At 72.7% G+C, this 24865-nt stretch carries 19 protein-coding genes and 1 rRNA gene; 4 read left to right on the forward strand and 16 right to left on the reverse strand.

Annotation, left to right across the window (positions count from 1 at the left end; translation table 11 throughout):
- Positions 1-182: 182 nt before the first annotated feature.
- From ald to pyrG, 4 genes are all read right to left on the reverse strand, one after another.
- Positions 183-1298, reverse strand: a complete 1116-nt coding sequence (ald, locus tag ABT034_RS28540; protein WP_351219929.1) for an alanine dehydrogenase — start codon at positions 1296-1298, stop codon at positions 183-185.
- A 147-nt stretch (positions 1299-1445) separates the two neighbouring features.
- The gene (locus ABT034_RS28545; protein ID WP_351219930.1) at positions 1446-3431 is read right to left on the reverse strand and encodes an AAA family ATPase; all 1986 of its coding nucleotides are present in this window, start codon (positions 3429-3431) and stop codon (positions 1446-1448) included.
- A 180-nt stretch (positions 3432-3611) separates the two neighbouring features.
- Positions 3612-4238, reverse strand: coding sequence for an NUDIX domain-containing protein (locus tag ABT034_RS28550; protein WP_351219931.1), 627 nt, complete (start codon positions 4236-4238; stop codon positions 3612-3614).
- Between the two features lie 78 nt (positions 4239-4316).
- Positions 4317-5966, reverse strand: coding sequence for a CTP synthase (gene pyrG / locus ABT034_RS28555; protein WP_351219932.1), 1650 nt, complete (start codon positions 5964-5966; stop codon positions 4317-4319).
- A 540-nt stretch (positions 5967-6506) separates the two neighbouring features.
- Here pyrG and ABT034_RS28560 point away from each other — a divergent pair.
- Positions 6507-8309 carry a glycoside hydrolase family 15 protein gene (locus tag ABT034_RS28560; protein WP_351219933.1) on the forward strand — a complete coding sequence of 601 codons (1803 nt, stop codon included), beginning with the start codon at positions 6507-6509 and terminating at the stop codon, positions 8307-8309.
- Positions 8310-8378: 69 nt separating this feature from the next.
- Here the strand turns inward: ABT034_RS28560 and ABT034_RS28565 are convergent, their stop codons facing one another.
- Both ABT034_RS28565 and ABT034_RS28570 read right to left on the reverse strand, forming a co-directional pair.
- On the reverse strand, positions 8379-10019 hold the full coding sequence (locus ABT034_RS28565; RefSeq protein ID WP_351219934.1) for a flavin monoamine oxidase family protein: 1641 nt from the start codon (positions 10017-10019) through the stop codon (positions 8379-8381).
- A 28-nt stretch (positions 10020-10047) separates the two neighbouring features.
- Complete coding sequence (locus tag ABT034_RS28570) at positions 10048-11562, reverse strand: APC family permease (protein WP_351219935.1); 1515 nt, start codon at positions 11560-11562, stop codon at positions 10048-10050.
- Positions 11563-11723: 161 nt separating this feature from the next.
- Here ABT034_RS28570 and ABT034_RS28575 point away from each other — a divergent pair, with 161 nt between their 5' ends.
- Positions 11724-13352 carry a PucR family transcriptional regulator gene (locus ABT034_RS28575; RefSeq protein ID WP_351219936.1) on the forward strand — a complete coding sequence of 543 codons (1629 nt, stop codon included), beginning with the start codon at positions 11724-11726 and terminating at the stop codon, positions 13350-13352.
- An 83-nt stretch (positions 13353-13435) separates the two neighbouring features.
- On the opposite strand, the gene ABT034_RS28580 is transcribed toward ABT034_RS28575, so the two are convergent.
- The 5 genes from ABT034_RS28580 to ABT034_RS28600 all read right to left on the reverse strand — a co-directional run bounded on the left by ABT034_RS28580 (position 13436) and on the right by ABT034_RS28600 (position 18683).
- Positions 13436-14545 (reverse strand): glycosyltransferase family 4 protein, encoded by a 1110-nt coding sequence (locus ABT034_RS28580; protein WP_351219937.1) that lies wholly within the window; start codon positions 14543-14545, stop codon positions 13436-13438.
- Between the two features lie 203 nt (positions 14546-14748).
- Positions 14749-16500, reverse strand: coding sequence for a DNA repair protein RecN (gene recN / locus ABT034_RS28585; RefSeq protein ID WP_351219938.1), 1752 nt, complete (start codon positions 16498-16500; stop codon positions 14749-14751).
- A 143-nt stretch (positions 16501-16643) separates the two neighbouring features.
- A complete protein-coding gene (locus ABT034_RS28590) occupies positions 16644-17567 on the reverse strand; it encodes an NAD kinase (RefSeq protein WP_351219939.1) in 924 nt (307 codons plus the stop codon).
- Positions 17564-18379, reverse strand: a complete 816-nt coding sequence (locus ABT034_RS28595; RefSeq protein WP_351219940.1) for a TlyA family RNA methyltransferase — start codon at positions 18377-18379, stop codon at positions 17564-17566. Before ABT034_RS28595 ends, ABT034_RS28590 begins: the two co-directional genes overlap by 4 nt.
- A gap of 7 nt (positions 18380-18386) precedes the next feature.
- On the reverse strand, positions 18387-18683 hold the full coding sequence (locus ABT034_RS28600) for a hypothetical protein (protein WP_351219941.1): 297 nt from the start codon (positions 18681-18683) through the stop codon (positions 18387-18389).
- Positions 18684-18726: 43 nt separating this feature from the next.
- Between ABT034_RS28600 and ABT034_RS28605 the strand changes: the two genes are divergently transcribed.
- Positions 18727-19074 carry an SCP2 sterol-binding domain-containing protein gene (locus ABT034_RS28605; protein ID WP_351219942.1) on the forward strand — a complete coding sequence of 116 codons (348 nt, stop codon included), beginning with the start codon at positions 18727-18729 and terminating at the stop codon, positions 19072-19074.
- Here ABT034_RS28605 and ABT034_RS28610 read toward each other — a convergent pair.
- Positions 19063-19920, reverse strand: a complete 858-nt coding sequence (locus ABT034_RS28610) for an ABC transporter ATP-binding protein (protein ID WP_351219943.1) — start codon at positions 19918-19920, stop codon at positions 19063-19065. The two genes, ABT034_RS28605 and ABT034_RS28610, sit on opposite strands and share 12 nt — an antisense overlap.
- Positions 19921-19973: 53 nt before the next feature.
- On the reverse strand, positions 19974-21047 hold the full coding sequence (locus ABT034_RS28615) for an HAD-IIA family hydrolase (protein ID WP_351219944.1): 1074 nt from the start codon (positions 21045-21047) through the stop codon (positions 19974-19976).
- Positions 21048-21130: 83 nt separating this feature from the next.
- Between ABT034_RS28615 and ABT034_RS28620 the strand changes: the two genes are divergently transcribed.
- Positions 21131-22426: a DUF1015 domain-containing protein gene (locus ABT034_RS28620; protein ID WP_351219945.1), complete on the forward strand. Its 1296-nt coding sequence runs from the start codon at positions 21131-21133 to the stop codon at positions 22424-22426.
- Positions 22427-22489: 63 nt separating this feature from the next.
- On the opposite strand, the gene ABT034_RS28625 is transcribed toward ABT034_RS28620, so the two are convergent.
- The 3 genes from ABT034_RS28625 to rrf all read right to left on the reverse strand — a co-directional run.
- On the reverse strand, positions 22490-23266 hold the full coding sequence (locus ABT034_RS28625; RefSeq protein ID WP_351219952.1) for a tetratricopeptide repeat protein: 777 nt from the start codon (positions 23264-23266) through the stop codon (positions 22490-22492).
- Positions 23203-24522: a hypothetical protein gene (locus ABT034_RS28630; RefSeq protein ID WP_351219953.1), complete on the reverse strand. Its 1320-nt coding sequence runs from the start codon at positions 24520-24522 to the stop codon at positions 23203-23205. The genes ABT034_RS28625 and ABT034_RS28630 overlap by 64 nt, the downstream gene beginning before the upstream one ends.
- Before the next feature lie 252 nt (positions 24523-24774).
- Positions 24775-24865 (reverse strand): 5S ribosomal RNA (rrf, locus tag ABT034_RS28635); the annotation flags it as partial.

Consider the following 24865-nt stretch of genomic DNA (forward strand, 5'->3'; position numbering starts at 1 on the left):
CAAGGGTGCGCAGGCATGCATCCACACGTTTCAGGGGTGTGCGAAACGGTTAAACAGTTACGTTCGAGGCGAGTTGGCCGAACGTTCCGCCGGGTCCGGACACACGTCCGGCCGGACCTTGTCGAACAAGGTCCGGCCGGGGCGCGGATTGACGGCACGCGTTGACGGCGATGCCGCGAGCGTCAGCCCAGGAGGCTGCTCAGCTCGACGTGCTCGAGGCCGTGCGCCTCGGCGACCTCCTTGTAAACCACCTTGCCGTCATGGGTGTTGAGGCCCAGACCGAGCGCGGCGTCGCGGCGCAGCGCCTCGACCCAGCCGTTGTTCGCCAGCGACACGATGTAGGGCAGCGTGGCGTTGGTGAGGGCGTAGGTGGAGGTGTTCGGGACCGCGCCGGGCATGTTGGCGACGCAGTAGAAGACCGAGTTGTGGACCTGGAAGGTCGGCTCGGCGTGGGTGGTCGCGTGCGAGTCCTCGAAGCAGCCGCCCTGGTCGATCGCGATGTCGACAAGGACACTTCCGGGCTTCATCTTGGCGACGAGCTCGTTGGTGACCAGCTTCGGGGCCTTGGCGCCCGGGATGAGGACGGCGCCGATGACGAGGTCGGCCTCGACGACGGCCTTCTCCAGCTCGAAGGCGTTGGAGACGATCGTCTTCACCTTGGTGCCGAAGATCTTGTCGGCCTCGCGGAGCTTGTTGATGTCACGGTCGAGCAGGGTCACGTGGAAGCCCATGCCGACGGCGATCTGGGTGGCGTTCCAGCCGGAGACGCCGCCGCCGATGACGACGCACTCGCCGGCGTGGGTGCCGGGGACGCCGCCGGGGAGGACACCGCGGCCGCCGACCGAGCGCATCAGGTGGTACGCGCCGACCTGCGGGGCCAGACGGCCCGCGACCTCGGACATCGGGGCGAGCAGCGGGAGCGCGCGGCCGGCGGTCTCGACGGTCTCGTACGCGATGGCGGTCGTGCCGGAGGCCAGGAGCGCGTCCGTGCACTCCTTCGAAGCGGCGAGGTGCAGGTAGGTGAAGAGCGTCTGGTCCTTGCGGAGGCGGTGGTACTCCTCCGCGATCGGCTCCTTGACCTTGAGCAGCAGGTCGGCGATGGCCCAGACCTCGTCGGCGGTGGGGAGGATCTCGGCGCCGGCGGCGACGTACTCCGCGTCCGTGATCGAGGAGCCGACACCGGCGTTCTGCTCGACGAAGACCTGGTGGCCGTGGCGGACGAGCTCGTGGACACCCGCAGGGGTGATGGCCACGCGGAACTCGTTGTTCTTGACCTCGCGGGGGATGCCGACCTTCATCGTCGATCACGGTCCTTGAATCAGGGGGGATATCTGGGGCACTGCGATACATACCCGGATGCACTGCGGCGCACCGGGGCAGACCACGTTCGAACGCGGCGCACCCAGTCTAATGAAGGAGTTCCCGCTGTCTAGCCTTTCAAAGTACTAATCTTCGCCGGACCCACTGCGGATTTCGTAGGCGGATCTTGGTGTTTCCAGCAGTCTGTCGGCGGCGGCCCGGTGCAGCCGGGCGGCCGCCGGGTCCCCGAGCCGGTCGAGGGTGTCGGCGAGCCGCAGCTGCAGCGCGGCCTGGAGCCGGGTGTCCTGGGCGCGCCGGGCCCACTCCACCGCCTCCTCGCAGGTCCGCAGGGACTCCTCGGGCCGCCCCGCGTACTCCTGGACCCGGGCCGCCTCGCTCAACGCCCGTGCGTAGCCCGGGAGATCGGCGAGCCGCCGGTAGCCGGCCGCGGCGGCGCGCCAGTTCCGCAGGGCCTCGCCGTACCGGCCCGCGTAGGTCTGTACGGCGCCGAGGCGGGCGTAGAGCCGGGCCTGGTCGGCCCGCTCGTCCCGGGCGAGACGCTGGGCGAGCGCCCGTCCGTACCAGTCGCCTGCCCGCTGCCAGTCCCCCAGCTCCTGATAGGAGCCACCTACGGATTCCATTGCGCGACCGGTCGCGTACGGGTCATTTGCTGTGCGTCCGGCCTCCAAAGCCGACCGATATCGCAGAAGTGCGTCCTTCGTCCTGCCGGTCCTGGCGTCGAGATCGGCCAGGTTGAGCAGGGCGGCGGCCCGCTCCCGGTGCAGCCCGCGCCGCTCGGCCACGTCCAGGACCAGCTGGTGGAGGCCGTACAGCTCCGGCGCGGCCGTCTCGGCGCCCAGGTGCGCGGCGAGCGCCCTGACCAGGGACGCGACCAGGCGTCGAGCGAGGGTGTCGAGCTCGCCGTCGGCGACGGCGAGCCGGGCGGAGGCGAGGAGGACGGGCCGCCGGGAGCGCAGCCAGAGGGCCCCGGCGGCCGCGTTCGGGAAGCGCAGGGCGCGCGGCAGCCCGGCCAGCTTCCGGCGGGCCGGCGAGCCCTCGGGTTCGGTGACCGCACGGCAGGACTGGAGGAGCCGTACGGTCCGCTCCAGCATCCGGGCCCGCGCGAGCTGCACCTCCGCGGGCCGGTCGCTCTCCTCAAGGCGGGCGCGCAGGAGGGGGACGAGATGGCCGGGGACCTCGTACTGCCCGTCCTCGTGCTCTTGGAGGAGCCCCAGGGCGGCGAAGTCGGCGAGGGTGGTGGCGGCCGCCGAGACCGAGCAGCCGGCCAGGGCGGAGGCGGTGTGGGCGTCTGCCCGGCCCAGCGGGGCCAGGGACAGGTAGCGCAGTATCCGGGCGGCGGTGGCGGGCAGCGCCTCGTGGGCGAGCAGGAAGGCCCGGGTGAGCGGGTCGCCGCCGAGCCCGCGCAGCTGCTTGGCGAGGTCGGCGACGGAGGTCTTGGGGTGGGTGGAGAGCCAGCCGCCGGCGAGGACGACCGCGCCGGGCAGTCCGCCGCACTCCTCGACGAGGGCCTCGGCGGCCTGCGGGTCGACGGTGATGCGTACGGAGCCGGTGAAGGCGGTGAGCAGCTCGATGGCCGACTTGGGGTCGAGCCCGCCGAGCGTGCAGGGCCGTACGTCGGCGATGCCGGTGAGCGGGCCCCGGGAGACGCCCACCACCAGGGCGTCGGGGTTGTCGGGGATCAGCGGATCGGCCTGTTCGGCGTCCACGGCGTCGTCGAGGACGAGGACGGCCCGGCGTTCGGCGAGGGCGCCGCGGACCAGTTCGGTCAGCTCGTCCTCGGCGGCGCCGGGGGGTTCGGCGACACCGAGGACGGCGAGGAGCTCCTGGGCGACGCGGGCGGTGGGGACCGGGTCGCCGCCGGGCTCGGTGAGCCGGGCCCGGAAGATCCCGTCGGGGTAGCGGTCGGCGAGCCCGGCGGCCAGTTCCTCGGCGAGCGCGGTGCGTCCGGAGCCGGGCTTGCCCGCGATGAGCAGGACCCGGGCGCGGGGCGCCTTGCGGCCGGTGAGGGTGTCGAGGCCGGTCCGCTCGATGTCGGCGCGCAGGGCCTTCAACTCCCGCTGCCGGCCGAAGAACTGCCGGCTGCCGGCCGTCGCCACCGCCTGATCCGTCACGGGCCACGCTCCCGTCCACCTGCGCACGAGCCGATCCCGCGGGGGTCTCCGCACGGGCGATTCCGAGCGTAGTTCAGGGCACGGCACGGACCCGGCGGAGCAGGGCGGACACGTCCCCCGATCGGATCAGCGGATGGTCACACCGCCCCACCCTCGCGGCGGCCGGCAGGCAGCAGGCGCCTACGCCTCGAACGGGCGCGCCGGCCAAGGCGCCTCGGCCGGGCGGAGCGCGTCGAGGCCCTCCCCCGCCCGCGCGGCCGCCAGCGACAGCACCCCCACGGCCAGGCAGTTGTTGTGCAGCTCGCCCGCGAGGACCCCCCGCACGAGGTCCGCGACCGGCACCCGCGCCAGCTCCATGTCGGCCTCCTCGTCCGCGACCTCGAAGCGCTCGCCCTCCACGTCCGACAGATCCCGCGCCAGGAAGACCCGTACCGCCTCGTCGCAACCACCGGGCGTCGTGTACACGTCGGCCAGGACCCGCCAGTCCTCGGCCTTGACGTGCGCCTCCTCGTACAGCTCGCGCTGCGCCGCGTGCAGCGGGTTCTCACCGGGTACGTCGAGGAGCCCCGCCGGGATCTCCCAGAGCTTCTGCCGCACCGGGTGCCGGTACTGCTTGAGCAGCAGGACCCGGTCCTCCCCGTCGAGGGCCAGGACGGCCACCGAGCCGGGGTGGACCTGGTAGTCGCGGCGCGCGACCTTGCCGTCCGGCATGACCACGTCGTCCGTGCGGACGCTCGTCTTGTTTCCCTGGAACGGGGTGGCCGTGGCGACGACCCGCCACTCCTCCGGGGTGTCCTGCAACTCCATCTGCGTCCTCCCACATACGAAAGCCGGGGTACGCGCCCCCGAGAGGGACCCGTACCCCGGCAACGTTAACGCGCCGTACTACTTCGCGGTCTTGCGCTCCACGGCCGCCTTGACCAGGCCCGCGAAGAGCGGGTGCGGGCGGGTCGGGCGGGAGCGGAGCTCCGGGTGCGCCTGGGTGGCGACCAGGTAGGGGTGGATCTCGCGCGGGTACTCGACGTACTCGACGAGCTTGTTGTCCGGGGAGGTGCCGGAGAAGACCAGACCGGCCTTCTTCTCCAGCTCCGCGCGGTAGGCGTTGTTCACCTCGTAGCGGTGGCGGTGGCGCTCCTCCACGTACGGCTGGTCGTCGTAGACCTCGCGGACGATCGAGCCCTCGGCGAGCTTCGCCGGGTACAGGCCCAGGCGCATCGTTCCGCCCAGGTCGCCGGCGCCCTCGACGTACGCGAGCTGCTCCTCCATCGTCGACACGACGGGGTGCGCGGTGGCCGGGTCGAACTCGGTGGAGTTGGCGTCGGGGATGTCGGCCAGGTTCCGGGCCGCCTCGATGACGATGCACTGGAGGCCGAGGCAGATGCCGAGCAGCGGCACCTTGTTCTCACGGGCGTACCGGATCGCGCCGACCTTGCCGCTCACACCGCGGTCGCCGAAGCCGCCGGGGACGAGGATCGCGTCGACGTCGCCGAGCTGCTTCTCCGCGTCGGCCGGGGTCTTGCAGTCGTCCGAGGTGACCCACTTGACCTTGACCCGCGCCTTGTTGGCGAAGCCGCCGGCCCGCATGGCCTCGGTGACCGAGAGGTAGGCGTCGGGCAGGTCGATGTACTTGCCGACGAGCGCGACGGTGACCTCGTGCTCCGGGTTGTGGACGCGGTCCAGGAGGTCCTCCCAGACGGTCCAGTCCACGTCGCGGAAGGGCAGGTCGAGCTTGCGGACGACGTAGGCGTCCAGGCCCTCGGTGTGCAGCACCTTCGGGATGTCGTAGATCGACTTGGCGTCGATGGCGGCGACCACCGCGGCCTCGTCGACGTCGCACATCAGCGAGATCTTGCGCTTGATGGCGGTCGGGACGTCGCGGTCGGCGCGCAGCACGATCGCGTCCGGCTGGATGCCGATGTTCCGCAGGGCGGCGACGGAGTGCTGGGTCGGCTTGGTCTTCAGCTCGCCGGAGGGGCCGATGTAGGGCAGCAGCGAGATGTGCACGACGAAGACGTTGTCGCGGCCGACCTCGTGGCGGACCTGGCGGACGGTCTCCAGGAACGGCAGCGACTCGATGTCGCCGACGGTGCCGCCGACCTCGGTGATGACGACGTCCACGTCGTCGGTCGCCATGCGGCGGATCCGGGACTTGATCTCGTTGGTGATGTGCGGGATGACCTGCACGGTGTCGCCGAGGTACTCGCCGCGCCGCTCCTTGGCGATGACCTGCGAGTAGACCTGGCCGGTGGTGACGTTGGCCGAGCCGTCGAGGTCGACGTCGAGGAAGCGCTCGTAGTGGCCGATGTCCAGGTCGGTCTCGGCGCCGTCGTTGGTGACGAACACCTCGCCGTGCTGGAACGGGTTCATCGTGCCCGGGTCGACGTTCAGGTACGGGTCGAGCTTCTGCATCGTGACCCGCAGGCCCCGGGCCTTGAGGAGCGCACCCAGGCTGGAGGCGGTCAGGCCCTTGCCGAGGGAGGAGGCGACACCCCCGGTGACGAAGATGTGCTTGGTCGTCGTGGTTTTGGGCGGCATCGCCAAGAGGGGGCTCCCGTGGTCGCGTTCTGGAGGTGCGTACCGGCGTGCCCTCCGGAAGAATCGGGGGGTGCCGTCGCTGCGGTTTCGGGGTCCTCGGCTGTCGCCGTTTCCCACCGGTCCACGGGGTACCAGGGTATCAGCGACATCGGGAGGACGCTTCCGGCCACACGCGGCAGTCGGGTGTTCACGGACGGCGACGCGCGGGCGGGGCGGACCCTCCCGACGGAAAGGGGGAACTCTCTGAGCAGGGACAGAACGGACCGCGCACGTGAGCGGCACATGAGGATCACGACGCATTCACCCGATCGGAGCAGCGTCGTCACCGGGGTGATCACCGGGTCACCGGGGTGCGACGTATCCTGCTCGGATACTGCCCGAGCAGGCCGGCCGGCGGCACCACCCCGCCCGTCACCCGGACCAAGAGCTCGTCGAAGATCCCTTGACCGCTGACACACGCAGACCCGGCTGGCACTCAGCCGGAGCATCTGAGCAAGCGCCCCGCGGGGCGAACGTGGCCGTTCGACTGGAGTGAAGCACGTGGCCGGGCGCATCGAGGATTACGCACTCATCGGAGACATGCAGACCGCCGCACTGGTCTGCCGCGACGGCAGCGTCGACTGGCTGTGTCTCCCCCGCTTCGACTCGCACGCGATCTTCGCCGGGCTGCTCGGCACCGAGGAACACGGATTCTGGCGGGTGGGCCCCGCCGGGCCCGCCGACGCCGAACCGCCCGCGGCCGACCGGCGCCGCTACCGTGGCGACTCGCTGATCCTGGAGTCCGAGTGGGACACCCCGCGCGGCACGGTCCGGGTGACGGACTTCATGCCCCCGCGCGACGGCGCGCCGCAGCTCATCCGGATCGTGGAGGGCGTCTCCGGCCGGGTGCGGATGCGTTCCGCGCTGCGGATGCGGTTCAGCTACGGCCGGATCGTGCCGTGGGTCCACAAGGTCGGCGAGCGCACGGTCGCCGTCGCGGGACCCGACTCGGTGTGGCTGGACACGGACGCGGAGACCCACGGCAGGGACCTGACGACGTACTCCGAGTTCACCGTCAATCCCGGCGACCGGATCACGTTCACGCTGTCGTGGCAGCCCTCCCACCGCGAGCCGCCGGCTCTGCCCGACCCCGAGGGCTCCTTGGAGGCGACCGCCGACTTCTGGCGCGAGTGGGTCGACCACTGCACGTACCACGGCCCCTACCGGGAGGCGGTGATCCGCTCCCTGATCACCCTGAAGGCACTGACGTACGCGCCGACCGGCGGGATCGTGGCCGCGCCGACCACCTCGCTGCCGGAGGAGATCGGCGGCGTCCGCAACTGGGACTACCGCTACACCTGGCTGCGGGACGCGGCGATCACCCTCTCGTCGATGCTGCGCACCGGCTACCGCGAGGAGGCCCGCGCCTGGCGGGACTGGCTGCTCAGGGCGGTCGCGGGCGACCCGGAGAACCTCCAGATCATGTACGGCATCGCGGGCGAGCGGGAGCTCGGCGAGGCGGAGCTCGACTGGCTGCCGGGGTACGAGAACTCCGGCCCGGTACGGGTGGGCAACGGCGCCGCCAACCAGCTCCAGCTGGACGTCTACGGCGAGGTCACCGAGGCCCTGCACCTCGCGCACATGACCGGGCTCTCCCGCAACGACTACGCCTCGCTCCTCCAGATCAAGCTGATCAACTACCTGGAGAAGCACTGGGACCAGCCCGACGAGGGCATCTGGGAGGTGCGCGGCCCGCGCCGCCACTTCGTCCACTCGAAGGTGATGGCCTGGGTGGCCGTCGACCGCACGATCAAGCTCATCGAGTCCGGGGACGCCGACGGCCCGCTGGAGAGCTGGCGCGCGCTGCGCGACCAGATCCACCGGGACGTGTGCGAGAAGGGCTACGACCCCGAGCGGAACACCTTCACGCAGTCGTACGGCTCCAAGGAGCTGGACGCCTCGCTGCTGCTGATCCCGCAGATGGGCTTCCTGCCGCCGGACGACAAGCGGGTCATCGGCACGATCGAGGCGATCCAGCGGGAGCTGTCCACCGAGGACGGCTTCGTGCTGCGCTACCCCACGGCCGGCGAGGAGGCCGGGGTCGACGGCCTGGAGGGCGACGAGGGCGCGTTCCTCGCGTGCTCGTTCTGGCTCGCGGACGACCTGGCGATGATCGGCAGGGTGGACGAGGCCCGCACCCTCTTCGAGAAGCTGCTCGCGCTCCGCAACGACCTGGGGCTGCTCGCGGAGGAGTGGGACCCGAGGCTCCAGCGGCAGGTGGGCAACTTCCCCCAGGCGTTCAGCCACGTCCCGCTGATCGACACGGCGCTGCGGCTGACGGCGAGCGGGGCGTACGGGGGCTGAGGCCCGCGGCCCGTCCGCCGCGTAGGGCCTTCCCCTACGCGGCGGACGGGCGCACCGGCCGCCCGCGCCTCACCTCAGCGCGTCGATCACCTCCCGCGCGGCCCGCTCGCCCTCCGTCGCCCCGCCTTCCATGAAGCCCTGGAAGTCGTACGAGCAGTGCTCGCCGCCGATGTGGACGTTGCCCTGGGCGGTGCCCTCGTAGCCGGCGTACCGGTGGAGGTAGCCGACGGGCCAGCAGGAGTACGCGCCGAGGGTGTACGGGTTCTTGTGCCAGGCGGAGAGCTGGGCGCGGCCCGTGTACGCCTTGGAGGTGCCGGGGAAGAAGGCGTCGATGCCCGCCAGGTAGCGGGTGACGAGGCTCCGCACGTACGGGTCGGACTCGGTGGAGAACGGCCCGGCCGGGTTCAGGTTCCTGGCCAGGCTGCCGCCGTTGTACTGGATGAGGATGCCGCCGGTGCCGCCCTGGAGTTTGGTGGTGTCCCAGGTCTGCTGGACCTCGGTGTCGGTGAAGCAGTCGCCCGCGGAGACTCCGGGCCAGGCTCCCGTACCGCGCCAGGGTCGGGTGCCGAACTGCATGTTCAGCTTGGTGCAGTGGCCCATCCGCGCGTCCCGCAGCAGGTTCCGCATGAGCGGGTCGAAGCCGGCCAGGGAGAGGTCGAGCTGCTTGAGGATCGGCAGCGGGAGGCAGAGGACCGTGTGGTCGGCGGTGACGGTCCTGGTGGCGCCGGCCTCGGTGAAGGTCAGCGTCTGGGTGCCGTCGGCGTTGGCCCGTACGGCGGTCAGGGACCAGCCGTGGCGCAGGGTGCCGGGGGCGAGCGCCCCGGCGATGGCGTTCGGGAGCCGGTCGTTGCCGCCGACGATGTGGTAGCGCTCGTTGGACAGGCCCCAGATGTTGAAGTTGCCGGGATTGGTCTGGTAGCCCATGAGCAGGACGAGGGCGAGCGAGGACTGCTCGGTGGTGTCGGCGCCGTACTCGACGTTGTAGGCGACGTCGATGAACTGGCCGAGCGGGGAGGCGTGCCCGCCGGGGACCCGGGTCTCGATCCATTCGTATATCGACATGTTGTCGAGTGCGGTACCGGTGGGGGTGGTCTGGTTCCAGAGGACCTCCCCCGCCTCCGAGAGGTCGCGGCGCAGGGCCTGGTAGACGGCCTTGAAGTCCTCGTCGGCCTGGTGGCGCGGGTAGTAGGCGCCGTCGAACCAGAGGACCTCCTCGGCGCCCTGGGGTCCGCCGCCGAGGAAGTCCTCGACGTCGAGGCCGAAGCGGCGGCAGAGTTCCAGGATCTTCTTGTGGCTGGTGTCGATCAGCTCGCCGCCGATCTCGGAGGTCTGCCCGTACGCCCAGTGGGAGCGCTGCGTCCACATCCGGCCGCCGACCCTGGACGGGTTGGCCTCGTACAGCACGGGGCTGAGGCCGGCGTCCTGGAGGGTGAGGGCGGCGGTGAGGCCGGAGATCCCGGCGCCGACGACGGCGACCCGGGCGGTGCTCCTGACGGGCGGGTCCGGGACGGCGGCGCGGGCGGGGACGGCCGTGCCCGCGCCGACGCCGACGGCGACTCCGGCCGCGGCGGCGTACTTGAGCAGGGTCCGGCGCCCGGGGGCGTCGGCTCTCATGCCCCGGAGTTCGTCGACGGGGAGGTTCAGCCGTCGGGCGTCGGCGTGCTCGGCGGCGAGGTGCTTCAGGAGGTGCATCGGGTTGGTGCGTGCCATGGGGCGCTCCTGGAGGAGAAGGGGGAGGTCAGGCCTGGGGTACGGGGGCGGGTTCCGGGCGGGGTTCGTCGTCGCGCTCGGTGGCGTCCTCCAGGACGATCCGGCCGATGATCTCGTAGCGCTCGGGCCGCTTGGCCTTGAGGTAGAAGCCGAGGCCGAGGCCGCCGAAGAAGACGAGGCCGACGATCCAGGGGATCGCGTCGAAGAAGAGGGAGTCGGCGGCGAGTCCGGCCGCGGTCTCCAGGTTGATGATCAACAGGACGACGACGGCGATCATGCCGATGCCGCCGAGGAGCGGGGCGGTGAAGGTCTTGAACCAGTGCCGGTCCTCGGGGTGGTTCTTGCGGAAGTAGCCGATGACGGCGAAGGAGCAGAGGGTCTGGACGATGAGGATCGCCATCGTGCCGAGGATGGCGAGCAGGGTGTAGAGGTGGATGTACGGGTCCTGGCCGGTGAGCCAGAAGGCGGCGACGAGACCGACGGCGATCGCGCTCTGGACGTACGAGGCGATGTACGGCGAGCCGTGCCGGGCGTGCGTCCGGCCGAGCGCCGGGTGGAGGAAGCCCTCGCGGCCGATGGCGTACAGATAGCGCGAGGCGCACTGGTGGAAGGCCATGCCGCAGGCGAAGGAGCCGGTGAGCAGCAGCCACTGGAAGGCGTCGACGGCCCAGGCGCCGATGAAGCTCTGGGTGGGCGCGAAGAACAGGTCGAGCGGGGAGGCCGAGGCGGACAGCTTCACCGATTCGGCGAGGCCGTTGCCGGCGATCGTCATCCACGAGACGTAGATGTAGAAGACGCCGACGCCGATGACGGAGATCAGGGTGGCGCGCGGGATGACCTTCTTGGGGTTGCGCGACTCCTCCCCGTACATGGCGGTCGACTCGAAGCCCACCCAGGACCAGAAGGCGAAGAAGAGTCCGAGTCCCGCGGAGGTGCCGGTGAAGGCGTTGACGGGGTTGATCGGTTCGACCGGTATGCCCTCGGGGCCGCCGCCCGCGATCAGGACGGCGGTGGCGACCGCGAAGAGGACCGCGATCTCTGCCACGAGCATCACGCCGAGCGCCTTGGCGGTCAGGTTGATGTCGAAGTACGACAGGACGGCCGTCACGGCGAGCATGACGGCCGCGTACAGGATCCACGGCACGTCCACGCCGAACTGGTCGGCGACCGTCGTCTTGGCGAAGTACGCGAAGACGCCGACGATGGAGGCCTCGAAGACGATGTACGCGAGGACCGCGAGCATGCCGGAGGCCATGCCGGCGATCCGGCCGAGGCCGTGCGAGATGTAGCCGTAGAAGGCGCCGGCGGCCGTGATCCGCTTGGCCATGGCGACGTAGCCGACCGAGAAGACGGTCAGGACGAGCGTCGCGAAGAGATAGCCGGCGGGTGCGCCGGTGCCGTTGCCGAAACCGACGGCGATGGGGAGGTTGCCGGTCATCGCCGTGATCGGGGCCGCGGTGGCCACGGCCATGAAGACGACGCCGACGAGCCCGACCGAGTTGGCCTTCAGCCGGTGGACCTCTGGGGTGGAGTTCTCTGCCATGGCGCGAGAGCATCCTCGCGAGTGACGCAGGCCACAATCGACATGCGGTCGCACAATTCACGCCACGACACGACGAGTTGTCGCCCTGGTGTACGAACTGTCCGGCGCCGTAACCGTGGGGTGATGTCGCCGGAACACGGACGCGGGTAGCGTCCGGCCCCATGGACAATCAGGGCGGGATCACCGTGCAGCGGGCGCTCGAGCTCCCGGGGCTGCGCGGCGGGCTCCCGGAGGTCGTCGCCGGCGCCGACCGGCTGCACCGCACGGTGCGCTGGGTGCACGCGGGCGAGGTGCCGAACATGGCGTCGCTGCTCAAGGGCGGCGAGCTGCTGCTCACGACGGGCCTCGGCCTGGGCACCCGCCCGGCCGAACAGCGCGCTTTCGTACGCCGGCTCGCGGACCGGGGCATCGCGGCGCTCGTCGTCGAACTGGGCCCGCGCTTCGCCCGGCTCCCGGCGACGATAGTGGAGACGGCCCGGACGGCAGGCCTGCCGCTGGTGCAGCTGCACCGCGAAGTCCCCTTCGTCGCGGTCACGGAGGAGATCCACACCGAGATCGTCAACGGCCACTACGCGCTCCAGCGGCAGGCCGAGGAGGTCCACCGGCAGTGCACGGAGGCGCTGCTCGGCGGCGGCGGGGTCCCGCAGGTCCTGCGCATCCTCTCCGACTTCGCCGCCAACCCGGTCTTCCTGGAGACCGCCGACGGGCAGCTGCTCTACGCGGCGGGCACGGAGTCCGCGCCCGCCGACCCGCTCCAGGTGTGGGACGGGCTGCGCGGGCAGCGGGCGGCCCGCGAGTCCGGCCCGCCCACCGGCACGGTCCTGGTCGACGTGCCCGGCGGCGGCCCCGGCACGGGTACGGTACGGGCCCGCCTCGTCCTCCTGTCGGTCTCCGGCCCCCTCTCCCCCGTGCACCGGATGGCGGCGGAGCGCGCGGCCGGCCTTCTCGCGGTCGTCCTCATGCAGGCACGGCAGGAGGAGGAACTGGCCGCGCGCGGCCGGGGCGACTTCCTGACCGATCTGGCCGAGGGCCGGATCACGGCCGAGGACGCCCCGGCGCAGGCCCGGGTCCTCGGCTTCAAGCCGGGTGACGGGCCACTGCTTCCGGTGGTGATGCGGCTGGCCTCGGAACTCTCCCCGTCGGGGAACTGGGCGCTGCTCGCCCGCGCGGTCCTGGAGGAGCTGGCGTCGGTCGGCGTCCCGGTCCTCCTGGGCGTCCGCCCGGTGGAGGGCCGGGTGCCGCTGCTCCTGGGGCTGCGCTCGGAGTCGGAGCGCACGGCGGTCGCGGACCGGGTGGCGGCGGCGCTGCGCGCGGGCGTGGAGCGGGCCGGTCTGGAACGCGCGGGGGCGCACCCGCCGGTGGTCGTGGTCGGCGTCGCGGGCAGCTGGGCGGCGGCCTCGGCGGGCCTGCGGCACGCGGCGGAGACGGCGACGGCGGCGCAGGGCCTCTCGGAGCTGCCCTGGTACGACGCCCGGCGCCTGGACATCGACCTCCTCCTGTGGCGGCTGCACTTCCACGGGGACACGGTCCTGGCGGCGTTCGTGGACCGCGCGATCGGCCCCCTCCGGGACCACGACCGCACGTCCCGGCCGCCTCTGCTGCCGACCCTGGAGACGTACCTGGCGCACGCGGGCCGCAAGGCGGAGACGGCCCGGGAACTCCACCTCAACCGGCAGACCCTCTACAACCGCCTGGCCCGCATCTCGGAACTCCTGGGCACGGACCTGGACGACCCCCAAACAGTCCTGGCCCTCTCCCTGGCCCTAAGAGCCCGCCGCCACACGCCGTAACGGCGGGGGCGCCGGCCGGGGCCGCCCCGCCGCGTCCACCCCCCGAGCGGAACGCATGCCCACGAACGAGCCGCGGCACAACCTCAGCCCCGCCGCCCCACCAACTCGTCGTACACGCTCAACACATGCGCCACCGTCTCGTCCTCGGTAGGCCACGACCCCGCCTGCACCCGCCCCGCCGCCGCCAGGTCCATCCGCCGTTCCGCGTCCTCAAGCAGCCCCCGCACCGCCCCCGCGAGCGCCCCCGCGTCCCCGTACGGCACCAGCTCCGCCGCGTCCCCGACGAGTTCCGGCACCCCGCCGACCGCCGTGGCGACCAGCGGCACCCCGAGCCGCAGCGCCTCCTGCGCGAGCAGGGACCGCGCCTCCCACCGGGACGGGAGTACGGCCACGTCCGCCGCCGCGAGCAGTTCCGCGATGTCCTCGCGCCGCCCGATCAACCGCACCGGCAGGTCCTCCGCGACGATCCGCCGTTGCAGCGCGGCCCGTTCGCGCCCCTCGCCCGCGATCACGAGGAGCGGCTGCGGGTCGAGCTCCCGCCACTCACCGGCCGCGTCGAGCAGCGTCCGGTACCCCCGGCCCCGTTCGAGCGCCCCGACGGCCATGAGCAACGGCCGGTCGACGGCGCCCAGTTCGGCGCGCGCCTTGCCGTCGTGGAGGCAGACGGGCCCCCGCGCGGCCGGTGTGGTGACGGGTGCGAGCCGGGCGTCGCGGGCCCCGCGCCGCCGGGCCCGGTCGACGAGCTCGGACGAGGTGGCGAGGACGACGGTCGCGGCCCGCACGGTCCTCCGTTCCAGGAGCCGCAGCATCCCCCCGCGCGCCCCGTCCACGTGGACCCGGCTGTCCCAGGTGGTGACGAGCGGCGCACGCCCCCCACCGCGGCCACTGCCGCCGCCCCCGCCGGAGAGCGCGAGCGCGGCCCGTACGGACGCCGGCAACCCGTGCGCGTGGACGACGTCGGCCCCGATGCAGGCGTTGCGGAGCGCGGTGACCGCGGCGGGGTCGCCGAGCCACGGCAGGGGCACGAAGTGCGCGCCCGCGCCCAGGTAGTCGTAGACGCGGTCGAGTTCGGCCGGGGCGCACACGGTCACCCGCACGCCCCTCGCCACCAGCCCCGAGGCGAGTGATCGGACGTGAGCGCTGCTGCCCGCGCTGCCGCCGCCCAACACCTGGACCGTACGGAGCTGTGTCACGCGCCCAAGGATGCCAGCCCGTACCGCCGACCGTACGCACGTTCCGGCACCGAAATGGCGTCGTTCCCCTGTACGGGAGGCGTACGGCTCCGGGACTCACCCCACGGGTTCACCCACTCGGGTGAGCGCGCGGGACGGACTCGCGCTCCCCCAGGCCGCGGCGGCGATCAGCGCGGCCGCGTGCGCGGCGAGTCCGAGGCGCCTCACGCGTCGGCCCGTGCCGTCGCGAGCAGCTCCTCCGCGTGGGCCCTGGCCGTCTCGGAGTCCTCCTGGCCCGCGAGCATCCGGGACAGCTCCCGGACCCGGTCCTCGCCCTCCAGGACGGTGACGCCGGACCGGGTCACGGAGCCGTCGCTGGTCTTCTCGACGAGCAGCTGCCGGTCGGCGAAGGCCGCGACCTGCGGGAGGTGGGTGACGACCACGACCTGCGCGGTCCTGGCGAGCTTGGCGAGCCTGCGGCCGATCTCGACGGCCGCCTTGCCGCCGACACCGGCGTCGACCTCGTCGAAGAGGTACGTCGGCACCGGGTCCACCCCGGCGAAGACGACCTCGACCGCGAGCATCACCCGGGACAGCTCACCCCCGGAGGCGCCCTTGGCGATGGGCCGCGGCGGGGCCCCGGGGTGCGGGGCGAGCAGCAGCTCGACCTCGTCGGCCCCGGACGGGCCGTACGCGACCCGGCGGCCGTCGACCTCGACGCCGTCGGCGTCCTCGGTCTGCCGGATGTCGAAGGACACGCGCGCGTGGGGCATGGCGAGCGAGGCGAGTTCGGCAGTGACCGCGTCGGCGAACCGGGCGGCCGCCTCCGTGCGGGCGTCGGTGAGCCGCTGCGCGAGCACCGAGAGGTCGTCGCGCAGCCGGTCCCGCTCCGCGGTGAGTTCCTCGATGCGGTCGTCGTCGCCGTCCAGCTCACCGAGCCGGCCTGCGCTCTCCTCGGCCCAGGCGAGGACGGCCGCGATGCCCTCGCCGTCCCGCCCGTACTTCCGGGTGAGCTGGGTGAGCGCCGCGCGCCGCTCCTCGACGACGGCGAGCCGCAGCGGGTCGGCGTCCAGGTCGTCGGCGTATCCGGCGAGTTCGGTGGCCACGTCACCGAGCAGGATGGAGATCTCCCCCATCCGGTCGGCGAGGGCCGCGAGCGCCGGATCGTGCGACCGTACGGCCTCCAGGGCCCGGCCCGCGCCCGCGACCAGGGTCGTGGCGTCGACGGACTCGGGATCCTCGGGTACGCCCGCGAGCGCGGCGTGCGCGAGCGCGGCGGCGGAGGCGAGGGCCTCGGCGTGCCCGAGCCGCTCCGCCTCGGCGGCGAGGTCGGTGTCCTCCCCCGCGAGCGGGGCGACGGCCTCGATCTCGCCGAGCCCGAAGCGCAGCAGATCGGCCTCCTGGGCGCGCTCCCTGGCCCGGGTGGTGATCTCGTCCAGTTCTCCGGTGACGGCGCGCAGCCGCCGGTACGCCTCGCCGTAGGCGGCGAGCGGCACGGAGACGGCCTCCCCCGCGTACCGGTCGAGCGCACCGCGCTGCCGGGCGGGCTTGAGCAGGCCCTGCTGGTCGGTCTGGCCGTGGACGGCGACGAGTTCGTCGGCGAGCTCGGCGAGCAGCCCGACGGGCACGGAACGCCCGCCGAGGTGGGCCCGCGAGCGTCCCTCGGCCGAGACGGTACGGCTGACGAGCAGGACGCCGTCTTCCAGCTCCGCCCCGGCCTCCTCGGCCCGTACGGCGGCGGGCGCGCCCGCGGGCACGCTGATCCGCCCCTCGACGACGGCCGAGGCCGCGCCGATCCGCACCAGGGCCGCGTCGGCCCGCCCACCGAGCAGCAGCCCGAGGCTGGTCACCACCATGGTCTTGCCCGCACCGGTCTCACCGGTCACCGCGGTGAAGCCGGGCGACAGCTCGACCACCGCGTCGTCGATGACCCCGAGCGACCGTATCCGCATCTCCTCCAGCACGCCCCAGACCATACGAGGTTTCCCCGGTGCGATGCGACATCGCCCCCGGACGTAACCCTCGGGCGCGCCGCTCGTTGCGGGCGTCCCCCGCCAGGGATCAGCGCGGGGATCCGTGCGGGGACAGCGCGGGACTCAGTGCGGGGGCGGGGCGGGGATCAGTGCGGGGCGCCCCGCCACCCCGACACCGGGAGGGCGAACTTGGCGACGAGCCGGTCCGTGAAGGAGGCGTGGTGGAGCCGGGCGAGCCGGACCGGCACGGCGCCCCGCCGCACCTCGACCCGTGCCCCCGCCGGGAGTTCCACCGTCCGCCGCCCGTCGCACCACAGCACCCCGTGCGGGGTGTGCGGCTCGACCTCGACGGCGAGCACCGACTGGGGGGTGGTGATCAGCGGCTTGGCGAAGAGTGCGTGGGCGCCGATCGGGACCATGAGCAGCGCCTCGACCTCCGGCCAGACGACGGGGCCGCCGGCCGAGAAGGCGTACGCGGTGGATCCCGTCGGTGTCGCGCAGATCACCCCGTCGCAGCCGAAGCCGGTCACCGGACGTCCGTCGATCGCGAGGACGACCTCCAGCATCCGCTCGGGGGACACCTTCTGCACGGCCGCCTCGTTGAGCGCCCAGTCGCGGTACAGGACGTCGCCGTTCTCGTACACGACGACGTCGAGGGTCATCCGCTCCTCGACCTCGTACGCCCTCGTCACGACCCGGTCGACGACCTTGTCGAGGTCGTCGCGTTCGGCCTCCGCGAGGAAGCCGACGCGGCCCAGGTTGACGCCGAGCATCGGGACGCCGGAGGCGCGGGAGAACTCGGCGCCGCGCAGGAGGGTGCCGTCGCCGCCCAGGACGACGAGAAGTTCACAGCCGTCGAGCGCGTCGGAGCAGGCTTCCGGCACCTTCTCGACGGACGGCGGCAGCGGCAGGTCCGCGGCCTCCGCTTCCAGGACCCGGACGCCGATGCCGCAGCGCAGCAGGCCGAGGACGACCAGTTCGGCGCTGCGCACGGCGGCCGGCCGGCCGGTGTGCGCGAGCAGGAAGACGGTACGTGGTGCGGTCTCTGGTGCTGCTGCCGTTGAGCTCAACGAGGTCCTTCCGCCACGGCGCGGTCGACATCCGCCGGATCCAGCGCGGGCGCGCCTGCCCGCAGCCACAGAAAGTACTCGACGTTGCCCGAGGGTCCTGGCAGCGGGCTGGCGGTGACGCCCAGGACACCGAGCCCGAGTTCGGCGGCCCGGCGGGCCACGTTCTTCACGGCGTCCGCGCGGAGTTCGGTGCTCCGGACGACGCCGCCGGTGCCGAGCCGTTCCTTGCCCACCTCGAACTGCGGCTTGACCATGAGGACGAGGTCGGCGTCGGGCGCCGTGCAGGCCGCCAGGGCGGGCAGGACAAGGCCGAGCGGGATGAAGGAGAGGTCGCCGACGACGAGGTCGACGGGGACGCCGTCGATGGCGTCGACCGTCAACTCGCGTACGTTCGTACGGTCCTTCACGGTCACGCGCTCGTCGCTCTGCAAGGACCAGGCGAGCTGGCCGTAGCCGACGTCGACGGCGACGACATGGGCGGCGCCGGCGCGCAGCAGTACGTCGGTGAAGCCACCGGTGGACGCTCCGGCGTCCAGGGCGCGCCGGCCCTCGACCTTCAGCCCCTGGGGGACGAAGGCGGCGAACGCCCCGGCGAGCTTGTGGCCGCCGCGCGAGACGTAGTCGGGGTCGTCGTCGTCCTGGACGACGACGATGGCCGCGGCGGTCTCGACCTGGGTGGCGGGCTTGGTGGCGACGGTCTTGCCGACGGTCACCCGGCCCGCGGCGATCAGCTGGCTGGCGTGCTCGCGCGAGCGCGCGAGCTTGCGCCGGACCAGCTCGGCGTCGAGACGGCGGCGTGCCACTCCTGCCACGGTGGGTTCAGCTCCTGTTTTCGTACGGACGAGGGGTGGGGTGCGCGTCGAGCGAGGTCAGCTCGGCGCGCAGTCCACGGTGTACATCCTCGTACACCTCCAGGTGTCCGTCCGCCGGGAGGTGGTCCACCGCGGCGAGACGCGCCAGGTGGGCGTCGGTGCCGGGGTGTCCGGTGGGCTCCCGTCCGACCCCGAGCGGCGCGGGCGCGGCGGGATCGCGGGCGTCCTCGGCCACGGCGGCGGGCGCGCCCCCGGGCCCCGTCCCGTCCGTCGGATCCTGCGTCATCTCCGTCGCGTCGCTCATGGGCCCGACGCTACCGCGAACCCCTGGGGTACGGTCGACGGCGATGGCGACGATCACGGAGTGCCGCAGCGCACTGGACAGACTCTCGGACAAGCTCACGCGCGCGGACGGCGACGTCCGCGGGGCAGCCGCGCTCGACCGCACCCTGAGCTGCCACATCACGGACCTGGACACCACGTTCACGGGTCGGCTCGCGGACGGCCGCATCCGGGTCGAGGACACGGTGGCGGGCCCGCCGCCCGCCAAGGCCCAGATCCGGCTCGCGATGACGGGCGACGACCTGGTGGCGGTGGTGGACGGCGGACTGAACTTCGCCAAGGCCTGGGCCTCGGGCCGGATCAGACTGGAGGCGGGCTTCCGCGACCTGCTGCGGCTCCGCTCACTTCTGTAGCGCGGGCTCCGGGGAGGCGGCCTCCGGCGCCGCCGCGGGCCTCGGGACCCGGTTCTTCCGACCGGCGGGTACGACCAGCGGCGTCCCCGTCTCCGGGTCGTCGATGACCTGGCAGCGCAGCCCGAAGACCCGCTCCACGAGCTCCGCTGTCACGACCTCGGACGGCGCGCCCTCCGCGACCACCTCGCCGTCGCGGACGGCGATGAGATGGGTCGCGTACCGGGCCGCGTGGTTGAGGTCGTGCAGCACGGCGACGAGCGTCCGGCCCTGGTTCTCGTGCAGTTCGGCGCACAGGTCGAGGACGTCGATCTGGTGCTGGATGTCGAGATACGTCGTCGGCTCGTCGAGCAGGAGCAGCGGGGTCTGCTGGGCGAGCGCCATGGCGATCCAGACGCGCTGGCGCTGACCGCCGGAGAGCTCGTCCACGTACCGCTCGGCCAGCTCGGCGACACCGGTCGCCTCCATCGACTCCCGGGTGATCCGCTCGTCCTCGGGCGACCACTGGCGCAGCAGCCCCTGGTGCGGATAGCGGCCGCGGGCGACCAGGTCGGCGACGGTGATGCCGTCGGGCGCCACGGAGGTCTGCGGCAGCAGACCGAGGGTCCTGGCCACCTTCTTGGCGGGCAGGGCGTGGATCGACTGCCCGTCGAGCAGGACGCGCCCCTCGCTGGGCTTCAGCATCCGGGAGAGGGCACGGAGCAGCGTCGACTTGCCGCAGGCGTTCGGCCCGACGATGACGGTGAAGGAGTTGTCGGGGATCTCGACGGACAGCTCGCGGGCGATGACCCGCTGCTCGTACGCCAGGGTGACCGATTCCGCGCTCAGCCGCTGCTGTCGACCGTCCATACCCGTACTCCCGTGCCCTGATCCCCGATGAAGTTAGGTAAGCCTACCCAATTTCACATCCCGAGCCGTGCGAGGGCCTCCCCCGCGTCCGGTACGCCCCCGAGAGCGTCGGCCGCCGACCAGGCGGCCCCGCACAGCGCCCGCACCCCGTCCATCGACTTCCCGTCACGATCGCCCGGCCCGTCCAGCACCAGCGCACCCCCGCTCACCGACGCCCGCCAGTCCCCGCACACGAACGCCCCGTCCGCGTCCGCGACGACCTCGGGCTGCCCCACGAGCAGCCCCCGCAGGTCGAGGTCCACATACGTCGGCCGGTGCTCCGGCACGGCCCTCAGCAGCTGCGCCACATCCGTCACCCCGGTCAGGACGAGCAGCGAGTCCACCCCGCCGTTGAACGCGCCCTCGATGTCCGTGTCCAGCCGGTCCCCGACCACCAGCGGCCGCCGCGCCCCCGTCCGCAGCACCGTCTCCCGGTGCATCGGCGGCAGCGGCTTCCCAGCAACCTTCGGCTCCGCCCGGCCGCCCGTGGCGATCCGTACGACCTCGACCGCCGCCCCGTTCCCCGGCCCGATCCCCCGCGCCCCGGGAATCGTCAGGTCCGTGTTCGACGCGTACCACGGCACCCCGCGCCCCACCGCGTAGGCCGCCTCCGCGAACCGCCCCCACGGCATCCCGGGCCCCCCGTAGCCCTGCACGACGGCCGCCGGCTCGTCGTCCACCGACTCCACCGGCTCCAGGCCACGCTCGCGCAGGGCCACCCGCAGCCCCTCGCCGCCGATGACGAGGACCCGGGAGCCGGGCGCCACGTCGTCGGCGATCAGCCGGGCCACCGCCTGGGCCGAGGTGATCACGTCCCCCGCCTCGGCCGGCACCCCCAGCTCCGTGAGGTGCTCCGCCACCGCGTCGGGCGTCCGCAGCGCGTTGTTGGTGACGTACGCGAGGTGCATCCCGCCGGCCCGCGCCGTCCCGAGCGCCTCGACGGCGTGCGCGATGGCCTCCCCGCCCGCGTACACGACACCGTCCAGGTCCAGGAGCGCCGTGTCGTACGCCTCGCTCAGCGGCACCGCGCTGCCGTCCGGCCGCTTCCTGCCGACATCCTGCCGCCCCTGACCGTCCCCTACCGTCACCGCACACTCCTCGCCTCACCGGGTGGACATTCCCCCGCTCCCCCGATCATCGCTCATGGCCGCCGCCCACATACGATGACGAGATGAACACCTCAGGTCACGCGGCCGCCGACGTCCGCGACGACGCAGCAGGGCTGCGCCTGGCCCCGTTCCGCGGACTCCGTTACGTCCCCGAACGGGTCGGCAGCCTCGCCGCCGTGACGTCTCCTCCCTACGACGTCGTGGTACGACCTGACGGACTGCTCCACCTGGAATCGGCCGACCCCCACAACATCGTCCGGCTGATCCTCCCTCAGGCGATCACCGCAGGCACCCGCCACCGCAAGGCCGCCGTCACCCTCGACCGCTGGCTCGCGGACGGCGTCCTCGCCCCCGACCCGGAACCCGCGCTCTACGTATACGAGCAGCACGGCGACGGCATCCTCCAGCGAGGCGTCATCGGCGCCCTGGAGCTCTCCACCCCCGCCGAGGGAGTCGTCCTCCCCCACGAGGACGTCATGCCGCACGTGGTCGAGGACCGCGCCGCCCTGATGCGGACCACGGCCGCCAACCTGGAGCCCCTGCTCCTGACGTACGTGGGAGACGAGGAAGGCGGCGCCGAAGCGGTCATCGAGCGCACCGTACGACGGGAACCGCTGCTCTCCACCACCACGGAGGACGGCTTCCAGCACCGTCTCTGGTCGGTCACGGACCCCGCCGAACTCGCCGCGATCGCCGGCGGACTCGCCCGCCACCAGGCCCTCATCGCCGACGGCCACCACCGCTGGGCGACCTACCTCCGCCTCCGCGAGGAGCACCGCTCACCGGGCCCCTGGAACTACGGCCTCGTCCTCCTCATCGACACCGCCCGCTACCCCCTGCGGGTCCGCGCCATCCACCGTCTCCTCAACCGCCTGCCGGTGACCGACGCCCTCGCGGCCCTCGACGGGCACGTCCGGGTACGCCGGATCGACGGGCCCCTCCCGGCGGCCATGGAGGCCCTCGCGACCGCCACAGCGGACGGCAACGCCTTCCTGCTCGCCGGTGACGGCGGCTTCCACCTCGTCGACCGCCCGGACCCCGCGCTCCTCGACCGTACGATCCGGACCGACCGCCCCCAGGCCTGGCGGACCCTGGACGCGACGGTCCTCCACTCCACGCTCCTGGAGCAGGTCTGGCACATCCCGGACGCCCCCGAGGACATCAGCTACATCCACGACACGGAGGCCGCGGTCGCCCAGGCGGAACGCCGCGGCGGTACGGCGGTCCTCATGCACCCGGTACGCGAGGAGGTCGTACGGGACCTCGCACGGCAGGGCGTCACCATGCCCCGCAAGTCGACCTCCTTCGGCCCGAAGCCCGCGACGGGCCTGGTCCTGAGAAGCCTGGCGCTGGACTGAGGAACCCGGAAACGAAGAAGGGCGGCACCCACCGGGTGCCGCCCTTCTCACGTACCAACCGTGTCAGCTCTTGTCGCCCACACTGCCGTCGGTGTCGTCCTCGTCGAGGTCGTCGTCCTCGTCCACGTCGTCGGCAACGTCGTCGGACTCCTCTTCCGACTCGTCGAACGCGTCGACGAACTCGACCCCGTCCATCTCGGCCAGCCGGTCCGAGGCGTCCGTGGCCCCGTCCTTGTCCGCCTCCAGGGCCTTGGCGAACCACTCCCGCGCCTCGTCCTCACGGCCGGCGGCGAGCAGCGCGTCGGCGTAGGCGTACCGCAGGCGCGCGGTCCACGGGTGGACGGCGCTGGAGGCGAGCTCGGGGCTCTGCAGCGTCACGATGGCCGCGTCGAGCTGCCCCATGTCCCGGCGGGCACCGGCGGCGACGAGCCGCATCTCGACCTGCCCGGCCTTGTCCAGCTTCGCCACCTCGGGCTCACCGGCCATGGCGAGCGCGCGCTCGGGCCGGCCGAGACCGCGCTCGCAGTCGGCCATGACGGGCCACAGCTCGACGCCACCGCTCATCCGGCGGGCGGCACGGAACTCGGCCAGCGCCTCGGAGTACTTCTGCGTCGCGTACGCGGCGAAGCCGGCGGCCTCGCGCACGGCGGCGACACGGGACGCGAGCCGCAGGGCGACCTTGGAGTACCCGTACGCCTCCTCCGGGTCCTCGTCGATCAGACGGGCGACCATCACGAGGTTGCGGGAGACGTCCTCGGCCAGCCCCTTGGGCAGGCTCATGAGCTCCTGGCGCACGTCCGGGTCGATCTCCTCACCGGTGACCTCCGGCGGGATCGGCAGCCGCTTGATGGGCGCGCGGTCGCTGCGCTCGCGGTCGCCCCGGTCGTCACGGCGCCCGTACCCCCCACGGTCGCCACCCCGGTCGTCCCGACCCCGGAACCCACCGCGGTCGCCGCCACGGTCGTCACGGCGGTAGCCACCACCACGGCTGTCGCCACCACGGTCATCGCGACGGAAGCCACCGCCGCGGTTGTCGCCACCACGGTTGTCGTCCCGACGGAACGAGGACGGACGCTCATCGCGCCGGTCGTCCCGGCGGAAGCCGCCACCACCCCGGTTGTCGTCCCGACGGTCGTCACGGGGGAAGGAGGGCCGGTCGTCACGACGGAACGACGACGGACGCTCATCACGGCGGTCGTCCCGACGGAAGCCGCCACCACCGCGGTTGTCGTCCCGACGGTCGTCACGGGGGAAGGAGGGCCGGTCGTCACGACGGAACGACGACGGACGCTCATCACGGCGGTCATCGCGACGGAAGCCGCCACCGCCACGGTTGTCGCCACCGCGGTCGTCACGGCGGAAACCGCCGCCGCCGCGGTTGTCGTCGCGACGGTCGTCACGGGGGAACGAGGGCCGGTCATCACGCCGGAACGGCGGACGCTCACCACGGTCGTCGCGACGGAAGCCACCGCCGCCACCACGGTTGTCCCCGCCACGGTCGTCACGGCGGAAACCGCCACCACCACCACGGTTGTCGCCACCACGGTCATCGCGACGGAAACCGCCACCACCGCCACGGTTGTCGCCACCACGGTTGTCGTCACGACGGAACCCACCGCGGTCGCCGCCGCCACGGTTGTCGCCGCCGCCACGGTTGTCGCCACCGCGGTCGTCACGGCGGAAGCCGCCGCCGCCGCGGTTGTCGTCCCGACGGTCGTCACGGGGGAACGAGGGCCGGTCATCACGCCGGAACGGCGGACGCTCACCACGGTCGTCGCGACGGAAACCGCCACCGCCACCACGGTTGTCCCCGCCACGGTCGTCACGGCGGAAACCGCCCCCACCGCCACGGTTGTCGCCACCACGGTCATCGCGACGGAAACCGCCGCCACCACCGCCACGGTTGTCGCCACCACGGTTGTCGTCACGACGGAAACCGCCGCCACCACCACGGTTGTCGCCGCCACGGTTGTCGTCACGACGGAAACCACCGCGGTCGCCGGCGCCACGGTTGTCACCACCGCGGTTGTCACCGCCCCGGCTGTCGTCGCGGCGGAAGCCGCCGCCACCGCGGTTGTCGTCGCGGCGGAAGCCACCCCCACCACGGTTGTCATCGCGGCGCGGCCCGCGGAAGCCGCCCCGGTCGCCACCGGCACCGTCCCTGCGACGCGGTTCGCGCTCCGGACGGTCGTCGGGAGAGTTGGTGGACATGGGTGTGGCTCCTGTCTTCGGGTACTGCAGTCATTCTCGCGCAGCCGGCACTCTGCCGCGCATCGGAAAAAGTCAAGCAAAAACAAAAGGACCCCTGGTCCCAGCGTGAACGCTGGGACCAGGGGTCCTGAAGAATTGTTCGGCGGCGTCCTACTCTCCCACAGGGTCCCCCCTGCAGTACCATCGGCGCTGAAAGGCTTAGCTTCCGGGTTCGGAATGTAACCGGGC

Origin of the sequence: Streptomyces sp. NPDC002773, from assembly GCF_040295605.1 — a bacterium.
In the GTDB taxonomy this organism is placed as follows: Bacteria; Actinomycetota; Actinomycetes; order Streptomycetales; family Streptomycetaceae; genus Streptomyces.

Coding starts and splice junctions, on each gene's coding strand:
- ABT034_RS28620 (WP_351219945.1), top strand. CDS start 21,131: ATGAACACCTCAGGTCACGCGGCCGCCGACGTCCGCGACGACGCAGCA.
- ABT034_RS28600 (WP_351219941.1), bottom strand. CDS start 18,683: ATGAGCGACGCGACGGAGATGACGCAGGATCCGACGGACGGGACGGGG.
- ABT034_RS28565 (WP_351219934.1), bottom strand. CDS start 10,019: ATGGCACGCACCAACCCGATGCACCTCCTGAAGCACCTCGCCGCCGAG.
- ald (WP_351219929.1), bottom strand. CDS start 1,298: ATGAAGGTCGGCATCCCCCGCGAGGTCAAGAACAACGAGTTCCGCGTG.
- ABT034_RS28575 (WP_351219936.1), top strand. CDS start 11,724: ATGGACAATCAGGGCGGGATCACCGTGCAGCGGGCGCTCGAGCTCCCG.
- recN (WP_351219938.1), bottom strand. CDS start 16,500: ATGGTCTGGGGCGTGCTGGAGGAGATGCGGATACGGTCGCTCGGGGTC.
- pyrG (WP_351219932.1), bottom strand. CDS start 5,966: ATGCCGCCCAAAACCACGACGACCAAGCACATCTTCGTCACCGGGGGT.
- ABT034_RS28610 (WP_351219943.1), bottom strand. CDS start 19,920: ATGGACGGTCGACAGCAGCGGCTGAGCGCGGAATCGGTCACCCTGGCG.
- ABT034_RS28570 (WP_351219935.1), bottom strand. CDS start 11,562: ATGGCAGAGAACTCCACCCCAGAGGTCCACCGGCTGAAGGCCAACTCG.
- ABT034_RS28605 (WP_351219942.1), top strand. CDS start 18,727: ATGGCGACGATCACGGAGTGCCGCAGCGCACTGGACAGACTCTCGGAC.
- ABT034_RS28550 (WP_351219931.1), bottom strand. CDS start 4,238: ATGGAGTTGCAGGACACCCCGGAGGAGTGGCGGGTCGTCGCCACGGCC.